This window comes from Kitasatospora azatica KCTC 9699, assembly GCF_000744785.1.
Lineage (GTDB): Bacteria > Actinomycetota > Actinomycetes > Streptomycetales > Streptomycetaceae > Kitasatospora > Kitasatospora azatica.
The window spans coordinates 2,902,100-2,914,066 of sequence record NZ_JQMO01000003.1; the positions used below are offsets into that span (position 1 = coordinate 2,902,100).

General features: G+C 71.1%; 10 protein-coding genes. 7 read left to right on the forward strand and 3 right to left on the reverse strand.

Features of this window, described 5'->3' with window-relative positions; translation table 11 throughout:
- Positions 1-10: 10 nt before the first annotated feature.
- The gene (locus BR98_RS23610; protein ID WP_035847374.1) at positions 11-820 is read right to left on the reverse strand and encodes a thioesterase II family protein; all 810 of its coding nucleotides are present in this window, start codon (positions 818-820) and stop codon (positions 11-13) included.
- Positions 821-1,040: 220 nt separating this feature from the next.
- Here BR98_RS23610 and BR98_RS23615 point away from each other — a divergent pair, with 220 nt between their 5' ends.
- From BR98_RS23615 to BR98_RS23645, 7 genes are all read left to right on the forward strand, one after another.
- Positions 1,041-2,633, forward strand: a complete 1,593-nt coding sequence (locus BR98_RS23615; protein WP_051970120.1) for a 2-isopropylmalate synthase — start codon at positions 1,041-1,043, stop codon at positions 2,631-2,633.
- A gap of 20 nt (positions 2,634-2,653) precedes the next feature.
- Positions 2,654-3,730 (forward strand): pyruvate dehydrogenase (acetyl-transferring) E1 component subunit alpha, encoded by a 1,077-nt coding sequence (pdhA, locus tag BR98_RS23620; protein ID WP_198042274.1) that lies wholly within the window; start codon positions 2,654-2,656, stop codon positions 3,728-3,730.
- A gap of 3 nt (positions 3,731-3,733) precedes the next feature.
- Positions 3,734-4,720 (forward strand): alpha-ketoacid dehydrogenase subunit beta, encoded by a 987-nt coding sequence (locus BR98_RS23625; RefSeq protein WP_035847375.1) that lies wholly within the window; start codon positions 3,734-3,736, stop codon positions 4,718-4,720.
- A gap of 62 nt (positions 4,721-4,782) precedes the next feature.
- On the forward strand, positions 4,783-5,733 hold the full coding sequence (locus BR98_RS23630; RefSeq protein ID WP_157537906.1) for an ACP S-malonyltransferase: 951 nt from the start codon (positions 4,783-4,785) through the stop codon (positions 5,731-5,733).
- A gap of 17 nt (positions 5,734-5,750) precedes the next feature.
- Positions 5,751-5,984: an acyl-CoA carboxylase epsilon subunit gene (locus tag BR98_RS23635; protein ID WP_063774938.1), complete on the forward strand. Its 234-nt coding sequence runs from the start codon at positions 5,751-5,753 to the stop codon at positions 5,982-5,984.
- A 51-nt stretch (positions 5,985-6,035) separates the two neighbouring features.
- Entirely contained in the window at positions 6,036-7,670 is a 1,635-nt protein-coding gene (locus BR98_RS23640) for an FAD-binding oxidoreductase (RefSeq protein ID WP_083976895.1), read from the forward strand.
- Between the two features lie 140 nt (positions 7,671-7,810).
- Positions 7,811-9,100, forward strand: a complete 1,290-nt coding sequence (locus BR98_RS23645; protein WP_035847377.1) for a flavin-containing monooxygenase — start codon at positions 7,811-7,813, stop codon at positions 9,098-9,100.
- 66 nt (positions 9,101-9,166) lie between these two features.
- Here the strand turns inward: BR98_RS23645 and BR98_RS23650 are convergent, their stop codons facing one another.
- Complete coding sequence (locus tag BR98_RS23650; protein WP_035847379.1) at positions 9,167-10,297, reverse strand: tryptophan dimethylallyltransferase family protein; 1,131 nt, start codon at positions 10,295-10,297, stop codon at positions 9,167-9,169.
- 317 nt (positions 10,298-10,614) lie between these two features.
- Positions 10,615-11,964 carry a cytochrome P450 gene (locus tag BR98_RS23655; RefSeq protein ID WP_035847381.1) on the reverse strand — a complete coding sequence of 450 codons (1,350 nt, stop codon included), beginning with the start codon at positions 11,962-11,964 and terminating at the stop codon, positions 10,615-10,617.
- Positions 11,965-11,967 lie beyond the last annotated feature (3 nt).

The following is an 11,967-nucleotide window of genomic DNA, read 5'->3' on the forward strand; positions in this document are numbered from 1 at the left end:
GGCGGCCCACTCAGGCCGGCTCGCTCGGCAGGGCCACGCCGCTGTCCTTCCAGAACCGGCCGGCGGCCTGGTCGAGCGCCCACCGCAGGGCGGCCGCGACGGGCCGGCGGTGTTCGGCGGCCAGGATCGCGAAGTGGCCGCCGGCCAGCGCCGTCGGGTGGAACGGCGCACGGGTCACCGCCCGCCAGCCGGCCAGGGTGCGGGACGGCACCACCGGATCGTCCAGGCCGCCCAGGACGGCGATCGGGCAGCGCAGCTCACGGCCCCTCAGGCCGGCTCTGACCTGGGCACCGAGTGCCAGATCGGCGCGCAGTCTGGCGAGGATGAACTCCCGCCAGCCGTCGTCGGCGAGGACCGACTCAGGGGTCTCGCCGCCGAGCCGGACCAGCCGCAGCAGGTCCGTGGTGTGCACCGCGCCGTCGGCCCAGTTCGGCACCGCCGGCGGCGACTGACCGCTCACCACCAGGGCCTGGCAGCCCGTCGGCCCGAGGTGGTCCGCGACGGCCGCGGCGAGCAGGGCCCCGACGCTGTGGCCCACGGCGACGGTCGGCAGTGCGGGCAGCGGCCGGAGCTCGTCGTCCACCGAGGCCAGCAGCTCGGCCGGCGAGGTCTGCGGCGCCTCGGTGAAGCGGTGCTCCCGGCCCGGCAGGGTCAGGGCCAGCACCTCGACCGTTGCGGGCAGCAGCTCGATCAGTCCCAGCAGCGCCGCCGGGCCGGCCCCTGAATGCGGGCAGAGCAGCACCCGGGCGGTGGCCGCGGAGCGTCCCGAGGTCGGCCGGCTCCACCAGAGCGGGTTTTCCGTCGATTGTCCGGAATTCATCACGAACCTCCTGGCGAACCTCTTCGCGAAATCCCTTGGGCCCGGCTCACAATGCCGCTCCGCATTTCCCTCTGCAAGGTGCCGGCGGACCGTCTCGGCCCCGGCACTACGGGCTCTTGTGGATTTCTCTGGCAGCTCTTCGGTGAACCGCTGGAAGAGAATGCCAGACTGATCGCGAGGCCCGGTCAGAATGCCGACCCATTCCTTCGAAGGAGCCCAGATGTCCACGAGCTCGACGGAGAACCGCGGCGCACATCTTCGGTACCGCCCGTTCCCGCCGATCGACCTGCCGGACCGGACCTGGCCGAGCAGGGTGCTGCAGGCGGCGCCGCGCTGGCTCTCCACGGACCTGCGCGACGGAAACCAGGCCCTGCTCGACCCGATGGATCTCGAGCGCAAGCTGGAGATGTTCCAGCTGCTGGTCAGGATGGGGTACCGCGAGATCGAGGTCGGGTTTCCGGCGGCCAGCCGCACCGACTTCGAATTCGTCCGGGAGCTCATCCGCGCGGAGCTGATCCCGGACCAGGTTCGGATAACCGTCCTGACCCAGGCCAGGGAGCCGCTCATCGAGGAGACCGTCCGCAGTCTGGCCGGAGCCCGGCGGGCGACCATTCATCTCTACAACGCCACCGCCCCGCTCTTCCGCGAGGTGGTGTTCGGAATGGATCGGAACGCCTGTGCGGAACTCGCCGTCCAGGGCACCCGGCTGGTGATGAAATACGCGGACGCGCTGCTGCCGGACTGCGATCTCGGATTCGAGTACTCGCCGGAGATCTTCGTCGACACCGAGCTCGATTTCGCCCTGGAGGTCTGCGACCGGGTCATCGAGGCCTGGGACGCCGGGCCCGGGCGGGAGATCGTCATCAACCTGCCGGCCACCGTCGAACGGTCCACCCCGAACAGCTACGCCGACCAGATCGAGTGGATGAGCCGGCGGCTGAGCCGCCGGGACTCGGTCTGCCTCTCGGTCCACCCGCACAACGACCGGGGCACGGGGGTGGCGGCCGCCGAACTCGCGGTGCTGGCCGGCGCGGACCGGGTGGAGGGCTGCCTCTTCGGCAACGGCGAACGGACCGGGAACGTCTGCCTGGTGACGCTCGGCCTGAACCTCTTCAGCCAGGGGATCGACCCGGGGATCGACTTCTCGCAGATCGACGAGATCCGCCGCACGGTCGAACGGTGCAACCAGCTCCCGGTCCACCCCCGGCATCCGTACGCGGGCGAGCTGGTGTACACCTCGTTCTCCGGTTCGCACCAGGACGCGATCGCCAAGGGCTTCGCCCACCAGGAGCGCGAGGCGGAGCGGCGCGCGGTGCCGGTCAGCGAGCTGCCCTGGGAGATGCCGTACCTCCCGATCGACCCGAAGGACGTCGGACGGTCCTACGACGCCGTGGTCCGGATCAACTCGCAGTCGGGGAAGGGCGGGATCTCCTACCTGCTGCGCAGTGAGCACGGCCTCGCGCTGCCCCGGCGGCTGCAGATCGACTTCGCCCAGGTGGTGCAGCGGCTCACCGACGAGGGCGGCGGCGACGTCTCCGACCGGCTGGGCGAGCTCTTCTGGGCCGAGTACTCCGGCGCGTCGATCGCCCCGACCGAGGCCGAGCCGCAGCCCGCGGCGGAGGTTCTGGAACTGTCGACCCACCCGGCCCTGAACGCCGGCGCCGAGGGGAGCGTCGCCTACCTCGAATGCCGAGTGCTCGGGCGCACCGCCTGGGGGGCGGCCGCGGATCCGGATCCGGCCGAGGCCGAACGGCTCGCTCTCGCCGCCGCCGTGCGCCGCGCGCTGGCCGGCCCGCGCTCGTCCGCGCTCTGACTCACTCCCTGGGAGACACCGTGCTTTCGGAATCCGTCGAGACCGTCCAACTGCTCAGCAGTGACGGTGAGTGGATCGACCACCCGGACTACCCGGCGGCCTTCTCGGCCGAGGAGGTGCGCTCGCTCTACCGGGACATGGCCCTGCTGCGCGCCTTCGACAGTCAGGCCGTCATCCTCCAACGGCAGGGTGAACTCGCCCTCTGGGCACCGTCGCTCGGCCAGGAGGCGGCTCAGATCGGCGCCGGCCGGGCGCTCGCCGAGCGGGACTACGCCTTCACCAGCTACCGGGAGCACGGCATCGCGCGCTGCCGCGGCATCGGCGTCGCGCAGATGCTGGGCTTCTGGCGCGGTGTCGGCCACGGTGGCTGGCAGCCCGACCAGTACCGGATGGCCAACGCCATGGTGGTGATCGGCGCGCAGGCGCTGCACGGCGTCGGCTACGCGATGGGCATGGCGCTCGCGGGTGAGGACGCAGCCGCGCTGGTCTGCTTCGGCGACGGCGCGACCAGCCAGGGCGATGTGCACGAGGCCATGGTCTGGGCCGCCTCCTTCGACGCTCCGACCGTCTTCCTCTGCCAGAACAACCAGTGGGCCATCTCCGAGCCCTGGCAGCGCCAGAGCCGGATCCCGCTGGCCCGGCGCGCCGCCGGCTTCGGCTTCCCGGGCATCCGGGTGGACGGCAACGACGTGCTCGCCTGCCTCGCGGTGACCCGGGCCTGCCTGGAGCGGGCGCGCCGGGGCCAGGGACCCTCGCTGATCGAGGCGTACACCTACCGGCTCGGCGCCCACACCACCTCCGACGAGCCGAGCCGGTACCGGGAGTCCGCCGAGGAGGAGTACTGGCGTTCGCTCGACCCGCTGGCCCGCGTCAAGGCCTACCTGCTGGCGAGCGGCGGGGCCGACGAGGAGTTCTTCGACCGGACGGCCGGGGAGGCCGCCGCGCTCGGCAGCGCCGTCCGGGAGGTCTGCCTGTCCATGACCCCACCCGCCCCGTCCTCGTTCTTCGACCACGTCTACGCCGAGCCGCACCCGCTGCTCGCGCAGGAGCGGGCGCAGTTCGAGGAATGGCTGGCCGGCGAACTCCAGGAAGGCTGAGGGATGATGACGCTGACCATGGCGAAGGCCGTCAACGAGGGCCTGCGCAAGGCGATGGAGGACGACCCGCGGGTCCTGGTGATGGGGGAGGACGTCGGCCGGCTCGGCGGCGTGTTCCGGGTCACGGACGGGCTGTTCAAGGACTTCGGCGAGGCGCGGGTGATCGACACCCCGCTGGGGGAGTCGGGGATCATCGGCACCGCCATCGGCCTGGCGATGCACGGCTACCGCCCGGTCTGCGAGATCCAGTTCGACGGCTTCGTCTTCCCCGCGGCCGACCAGATCATCACCCAGCTGGCCCGGCTGCACCAGCGCTCCGGCGGCAGTGTGCGGGTTCCGGTGGTGATCCGGATCCCCTACGGCGGCGGCATCGGGGCGGTGGAGCACCACGGCGAGTCGCCGGAGGCGTACTTCGCCCACACGCCGGGTCTGCGGGTGGTCAGCTGCGCCACCCCGCAGGACGCCTACGACATGCTGCGCCAGGCGATCGACTGCGACGATCCGGTGGTCTTCTTCGAGCCCAAGCGCCGCTACTGGGACAAGGGCGAGGTGGTCACCACTGAACTGGCTGACCGCCAGGTGGTGCCGATGGACCAGGCCGTGGTGCGGCGACCAGGGGACGAGCTCACCGTGCTCGCATACGGCCCGATGGTGCACACCGCCCTGGAGGCGGCCCGGATCGCCGAGTCGGAGGGCCGCTCCCTGGAGGTGGTGGACCTGCGCTCGCTCTCCCCGTTGGACATCGACACCATCACCGCCTCGGTCGAGAAGACCCGGCGCTGCGTGGTGGTGCACGAGGCGCCGCTGTACGCCGGGCTGGGCGCCGAGATCGCCACCCGGGTCACCGAGCGCTGCTACTACCTGCTGGAGGCCCCGGTGTTGCGGGTGGGCGGCTACTCGACGCCCTATCCGCCCTCGCGGATCGAACACCACTATCTGCCGGACGCCGATCGCCTGCTGGACGCGGTGGACCGCGCGTTCGCCGCCTGAGCCGGCCCGTTCGCCGCCTGAGCCCGCCGCCTGAGCCCGCCCCCGTTCGCGAGAGGAACACGATGTCAGTCACCTTCGAGCAGCTGATCGAGGAGCCGTTCGCTGTCGTCTTCCCCGGCCAGGGTGCCCAGCAGCCGGGCATGGGGCTCGCCTGGCGCGACGCCGAGGCGTGGCAGCTGGTGTCCGAGCTGTCGGAGGGATCCGGCCAGGACATCGCCGAGTTGCTGCTGACCCGATCGGCGGACGACCTGAAGCGCACCGACCTGGCGCAGCTGTCCGTCTTCGCCGCCTCCCTGATCGCCTGGCGGCACCTGAGTTCGGTGGTGGGGCTGCCGGTGCCGGCGGCCTTCGCCGGCCACAGCCTCGGTGAGTACACCGCGCTGGTCGCGGCCGGTGCACTGCCGATCCGGGACGGCGCCCGCCTGGTGGCGGCCCGCGGAGCGGCGATGCGCGAGGCCGCGAACGCCACCGACGGGGCGATGGCCGCGGTGATCGGCGCGCCGCTCGACGAGGTGGCCGAGCTGGTCGAGGACCAACGCGTCGCGGGCCACGCGCTGTGGATCGCCAATCTGAACAGCCCCCTGCAGACGGTCGTGGCGGGAGCCGCCAAGGCGGTGGCGGTGTGCGAGGAGGAGGGCTACCAGCGGGGCCTCCAGGTGATCCGGCTGCCGGTCGCGGGCGCCTTCCACACCGAGCTGATGTCCGCCGCCGGGGAACCGCTGCGGCAGGCCCTGGCCGAGGCCGCCTTTGCGCCGGCCCACGCACCGGTGGTCGCCAACGTCGATGCCCGGGTCCACCGGTCCGGCGGCGACTGGGCGGAGCTGTTGCCGCGTCAGCTGGTCAGTGCGGTGCTCTGGGAGGGGGTGGTCCGGACGTTGACCGATGAACTCGGCTGCACGGCGGTGATCGAAGTGGGTCCGGGCCGGACCCTGAGCAATCTGACCGCTCGGATCCGGCCCGGCGTCCGCACCCTGTCCGTCGACGCCCTGTCGGCCGCCGGCCGGGTGGCCTGACCACGGTGACCACCGAGATGACCGCACGCTCCCGGGACGTGGAACGAGGTGGGTTGAAGGCCGACCTGATCATTGTCCGCGGTTCGCCGACCGACCAGGAGCTCGCCGCCCTCACCGCCGTGCTGCTGGCCCGCGCCGCCGCCACCGGGTACCTGGCATCCGCCGTCCGGTTCGAACCGACGGCGCGCCGGCGCCGCCCGGAGCACCGACTCGCCTACCGCTCACCGGTCAGTTGGCAGCAAGCCGCGTAGTTCTTGTTCTCCGCTCAGTCACCCCACCCACCCGAAGGACGGCAGCAAGCCATGGTTGTTGAGACAGCACGTCGCAGATTCCTCGGTGCGTCGCTCGCCGGTGGCGCCCTGACCGGTCTGACGATCGGCGGCGCAGGCCTGGCCACGGTGTTCGGCGCCGAGCCGGCCCTCGCCGCGACCTCGGCACCCGTCCAGATCCCCGACGAGGTGGTCGTCACGGCGGCCGATCCCCGCTACGGCTATCTGAACACCCGCGGCCAGAACCGCCGACTGTCCGGCAGCCCGGCATCGATCTTCCAGGTCTTCACGGCGGACCAGGTCCGCCAGGCGGTCGACTCGGCGGTCCGGGCCGGGCAGCAGATCGCGGTCCGCAGCGGCGGCCACTGCCTGGACGCGCTGGTCGACAACTCCTCGGTCCAGGCTCTGATCGACGTCTCGCGGATGAACGCCGTCTACTACGACCCGGCCCACAACGCCTTCGCCGTCGAGTCCGGAGCGCTGCTCGGGGATGTCTACAAGCAGCTGTACCTGGGCTACGGGGTGGTCATCCCCGGTGGCACCTGCCCGACGGTCGGCGTCGGCGGGTACGTCCAGGGCGGCGGCTTCGGGGCGCTCTGCCGCCAGCACGGCCTGATCGTCGATCACCTCTACGGCGTGGAGGTGGTGGTGGTCGACGCGACCGGCAAGTCCCGCACAGTGGTGGCCACCCGGGACCCCGCGGACCCGAACCACGATCTGTGGTGGGCCCACACCGGTGCCGGCGGCGGAAACTTCGGGGTGGTCACGCGCTTCCTCTTCAGGTCGCCCGGGGCAACCGGCAGCAACCCGGCGGACCTGTTGCCGAAGCCGCCAGCAGCGACCCTGGTCAGCACGGTCAGCTGGCCGTGGAGCACCATGACCGAGAAGGACTTCACCCGACTGGTCCAGAACCACAATTCCTGGCACGCGGCGAACAGTGCTGACGGGTCCCCGTACGCCAGCCTCTACAGCGCGCTCACCCTGGGCTCCTACGCGGTGGGGAAGATCTCGCTGGTGGCCGAGTTGGACGGGACCCTCGCCAACTCCGCCGACCTGATGAGCTCCTACCTGGCGGCGCTCACGGCGGGCACCACCGCCCCCTACAGCGTCCAGTCGAGCACCATGCCGTGGGTCTCCGCGATCTTCTCCTACCTCTACGGCGGCGCCCCGAGCCCGTACAACCGCGGCAAGGGGAAGGGGGCCTACCTGCGCCGGCCGTTCGCGGACGGGCAGATCGCCACGATGTACCGGTACCTGTCCGATCCGACGTATGACGGCCTGGGCTCGGTGGCCATGTTCTCCTACGGCGGGAAGATCAACACCGTGTCGCCCTCGGCCACGGTCGCCGCCCAGCGCGATTCGATCCTCAAGACCTATCTCGGCGCCAACTGGGCGAACCCGGCGGAGGACGACAAGCACGTGGCCTGGGTGCGGGCGTTCTACCGCGACGTGTTCGCGGCCACGGGCGGTGTGCCGGTGCCGAACGACATGACGGACGGCTCCTACATCAACTACCCCGACGTGGACCTCGCGGACCCGACCTGGAACACCTCGGGGATCCCCTGGTACACGCTGTACTTCAAGGACAACTACCCCCGCCTGCGGCAGATCAAGGCCCAGTACGACCCCGGCGACGTCTTCCGCCACCCGCTCTCCGTCCGGGCCTGATCAGGCGGTGCCCGATGAAGCCGCAGGCCACAGGCCTGCGGCTATTCTGTTGTCCGGGCTGGTGTGAGCCACGAAGATGCTGGGCAATCAAGATCCGTCATAGATCGAGAATTTGTCGCGGGTTTTCTGTGGAGGCAACCTTGAGCGTGTGCGTGATTGGCGCGGGTCTGTCTGGGCTGGCGGCTGCCCACGCGCTCCGGGGGAGGGGGATCGAGTTCGTCTGCCTGGAGAAGGCGCCGGATGTCGGCGGGATCTGGCGGATGCCGGAGGCGGGTGAGCCGGGGCCGGCCTATCGGGCGCTGCATCTGAACAGTGCCAAGCAGCTCACCGGGTATGCCGAGTTCCCGATGCCGTCCGAGCTGCCCCTCTATCCTCGGCACAGCGATGTCGCCGCCTATCTGCGGTCCTTCGCCGAGTGGGGCGGGCTGCTGCCGCACATCGAGCTGCGCACCGAGGTGGTCTCCGTCCGCCAGGAGGCCCGCGGCGGGTGGACGGTCACCAGCCGGGACGCGGCCGGGGTCGAGGCGGTGCGCGGGTTCGACCAGGTGATCGTCGCTTCCGGACACCACTCGGAGCCGGCCCTGCCGAACCCCCTTCCGCCGGGCGCCGATTCCTTCGCCGGAACGATTCTCCACTCGATGGACTACCTGGACGGCAGGGACTTCGCCGGGCAGCGGGTGGTCGTGGTGGGGCTCGGGGCGTCGGCGGTGGACATAGCCGCGGACCTGTCGCGCAATGCCGCGCTGACGGTGCTCTCGGCCCGCCGGGGGCTGCACATCGTGCCCAAGCAGCTCTACGGGATGTCGGTGGACCTGATCGCCGAGGCCGAGTGGTTCACCAGCAAGTCCCTCGACGAGCAGCAGCGCTTCGTCGAGAAGGCGCTGCTGGTGGCGCGCGGCAAGTTGTCGGACTACGGCCTGCCCGAGCCCGACCACCCGATCTTCTCCTCGGCCGTGACGATCTCGGACGAGATCCTCAGCCGAATACGGCACGGCGCGGTGATCCCGAAACCCGCGATCGCCTCCCTGGACGGCGACCAGGTGTGCTTCACCGACGGAAGTTCGGTCGAGGCGGACGCGATCGTCTACTGCACCGGCTTCAACATGGCCTTCCCGTTCCTGCCGGCCGGATGTCCGGCGGCTCCGCAGGGGCCGGTCGAGCTGTACCGGCGGATCGTCGCACCGGATCGGCCCGGCCTGCTCTTCCTCGGCCTGATCCGCCCGGTGGGCTCGATCACGCGCCTGGTGGAGGCGCAGGCGCGGTGGGTGGCGCAGATCGTCGACGGCGAGGTCGCCCTGCCGTCCGCGGACGTCATGCACAAGGAGATCGACGAGTACCTGAGCGGCATCGAGACGCGCTACGGACTGAGCACGGGCTCCTCGGTCCAGGTCGACGTCGGCTCGTACCTGCGGGAGCTGCGGGAGGCGTAGCGAAGGCCGGCGAAGTCCCGTGGAGGTCGGAGGTCCACGGGACTTCGCCGTCCTGCGTCCAACGGCTCAGTGCACGGCTTCGACCTGCGGCGACCGCACGGCCGGTGGCCGCACCTCGTAGGCCTCCGAGGAGATGTACACCATCACCCGCGGCGGGCGGCCCTGCTGGTGCGCGAGTGCCAGGTAGGCGATGAGTCCCGCACCGTCCTCCAACCGTCGCGAGGTGACGGCGGCCAGCGAGTCGCGGAGCTGGGCCTGGTCGATGCCGTAGCGGCGCAGCAGGACCGACGCCCGCTCCAGGGCCTCGCCGTCGTGCCGGACGTAGTCACGCACCGGGACGTAGAGGGTGAAGCCGCCCGGCAGCCCGGTGGCCGTTTCGGTGAAGGCGTGGCAGGCCTGGACCGGACGGCGGTCGAGCAGTGGGTCCTGGCCGTCCCCGATCCCGGAGGCGGTGCGGAAGAACGCCTCGATCTCGGCGGGATCGGTCCCGTCCTTCATCCGGGACAGGCCCCCCGCCGCCACGGCTGACAGGTCGTGATGCGCGGTGTACACCTTGACCCGCGGCTCCTCCCAGTCGCCCAGGTCCAGGGCGAAGAAGAGGATCCGGTCGGCCTCGGGCAGCGCGCTGAACGCCTGCCGGTGGCCGAGCCGGCGCAGCGCCTCCCGGACGGTCTCGGCAGCGCGCGCCGGTCCGGAGGCGGCGGGATTCAGGTACACCTTGACCCGGGGGACACCACCGGGACGCAGCTCCAGCGCGCACCACAGGGCCAGCGGGCCCTGTGGGGAGAGCGGGAAGAAGAGGTCCTCCAGCTCGTCGAGCCGGTCGGTGGCGAAGTTCCAGCGGCGCGCGAGCTCGCGGACGGCCCGGAGCCCGGTGCGCCCGCTCTGGGCCAGGCTGCCGGCGCCGCTCCCCGGTTCCAGCAGGACGCGCAGGGTCGGGGTGGTGCCGGGTTCGAGGGAGAGCGAGAACTCCACCGGCGTGTGGTCGTCGGAGAGGAAGGAGCGGCTGGGGGACGGCAGGTCCAGTGGCCGTTCGGCGACCGGGCCGAGCGCCGTGGTCAGGGTCCGGGCGTAGTCGGCGGCGTCGGCTGCGTCCAGCCCCGCGACCTCGCACAGCCGCAGCAGCTGGCGCGCCGTGTGGCTGCCGAGCGTGTTCAGGACGGGAGTTCTGGGGGATCTGCTCCGCGCGCCGATCATCGGGCGGCCTGCCGCAGACGGGGGCGCAGCAGGAGATCGGCGCGCAGCAGGGGACCGGCACCTACAAGGAGATCGGAAGCCACAAGGAGATACCCGCCCCTGGGGGCGGGTATCCGAGGGTGCGACGGTGCGGGGAGCTGGATGAGATCGGCATCAGTGGAATCGTTCTCCATGACACCCTCCTGTCCTGGAATCAACGGCGGGGAAGTACCGCTGCTGGTACCCCTGATGTTGAATGTTCATGCAGTTGCTCAGGAGCAGGGAGGTGTTGCCTGAATCACGTCATGAGCCGGTTTGACAGTACTTCGTCAACCAACTTACTTCGTGAGCCAGTTGAGGAACTGGCTCCAGCGGCCGCCCCGTTCGGGGGTGCGGTTCGCCTGGGCGGCCTGCTCGGCGCGCACGGGCGGCTCCGGGCGGGCGTGCTGGGCCGGCCGGCGCGCGGGCTCGACCGGGGTGAACCGGGTGGGCAGCGCGGACAGACCACGGTTGAAGGGGCCGGGCCGCCAGGTCAGGCTCTCCTCCGGCACGGCGAGTTGGATGTCGGGGAGCTGGTTGAGCAGGTTCTCGATGGCGGTCACCGAGATCTGCCGGGCCGGGTCCTTGGACGGGCAGGCGTGCGGGCCCGCGCTCCACGCCAGGTGGGCCCGGCTGCTCGCCTGGCGCGCAGCCGCGAGGGCCGGGCTGCTGTTGGCGGCGGCGAAGCTGACCAGCACGAGATCGCCCGCCTGCAGCCGCTGCCCGGCGAAGTCCATGTCGACCGCCGGATAGTGCGGCGCAAGGTTCGACATGGGCGGGTTCTCCCACAGCGTCTCGTCGATGGCGTCGTCGATCAGCCCGCCGGTGTGCGCGTAGGCGTCATGGGTGAGCAGCCGGTGCAGGGTGTTCCCGATCAGGTTGCCCAGCGGTTCCGTGCCGGCCGCCAGCAGCAGGGCGAGCTGATGGACCATCTCCTCGTCGGTGAGCTTGGCGTGGTGCTGCATCAGCCACGAGGTGACGTCCTCGGCGGGCCTGGTCCGCTTGAGCGCCACCAGTTCGCCCACCGCGCCGAACAGCACCTCGGCCGCCTTCTCGGCGTTGACACCGTCGAACATCCCGGAGATGCCGAACAGCACCCGGTCGCCGATGTCGGCGGGGCAGCCGAAGAGCTCGTTGAACACGAACAGCGGCAGCTGCCTGGCGTAGCTTCCGAGCAGGTCGGCCGAACCGCGGTAGCCGAACTGGGCTATGAGGTAGTTGGACACCTGCTCGGTGGTGCGGCTCAGTCGACGCTGGTCGATCCGGGCCATGCTGTCCGTGACCGCCTGGCGCAGCCGCAGATGCTCGGCGCCGTCGCTGAACATGCAGTTGGGCCGGTACGCGAGCAGGGGCACCACCGGGCTGTCCGGGGTGACGTGTCCCTCGTTGAAGGCCCGCCAGCGGCGCGAGTCCTTGCGGAACGAGGCGGAGTCCTGCAGCAGTTGCAGGGCGGCCGTGTAGTCGGTGACGAGCGTGGCCTCCACACCGGGAGCGAGCTCGACCGGCGCGGCCGGTCCGTAGCTGCGCAGGTAGGAGTAGTAGGCATGCGGGTCGGCCGCGAACTCCGGCCCGTACAGCGGCACTCGGCTGCCGCTGCCGTGGGCCGGGCAGCCGGGCGGGGGCACGGGGGCGGAAGGGCGAGCGTCCATGTC

Bases quoted from the DNA above. Each gene is read 5' to 3' on its own strand.
- BR98_RS23650 (WP_035847379.1), bottom strand. From the start codon at position 10,297: ATGATCGGCGCGCGGAGCAGATCCCCCAGAACTCCCGTCCTGAACACG.
- BR98_RS23655 (WP_035847381.1), bottom strand. From the start codon at position 11,964: ATGGACGCTCGCCCTTCCGCCCCCGTGCCCCCGCCCGGCTGCCCGGCC.
- BR98_RS23635 (WP_063774938.1), top strand. From the start codon at position 5,751: ATGACCGCACGCTCCCGGGACGTGGAACGAGGTGGGTTGAAGGCCGAC.
- BR98_RS23610 (WP_035847374.1), bottom strand. From the start codon at position 820: ATGAATTCCGGACAATCGACGGAAAACCCGCTCTGGTGGAGCCGGCCG.
- BR98_RS23625 (WP_035847375.1), top strand. From the start codon at position 3,734: ATGATGACGCTGACCATGGCGAAGGCCGTCAACGAGGGCCTGCGCAAG.
- BR98_RS23630 (WP_157537906.1), top strand. From the start codon at position 4,783: ATGTCAGTCACCTTCGAGCAGCTGATCGAGGAGCCGTTCGCTGTCGTC.
- BR98_RS23615 (WP_051970120.1), top strand. From the start codon at position 1,041: ATGTCCACGAGCTCGACGGAGAACCGCGGCGCACATCTTCGGTACCGC.
- BR98_RS23640 (WP_083976895.1), top strand. From the start codon at position 6,036: ATGGTTGTTGAGACAGCACGTCGCAGATTCCTCGGTGCGTCGCTCGCC.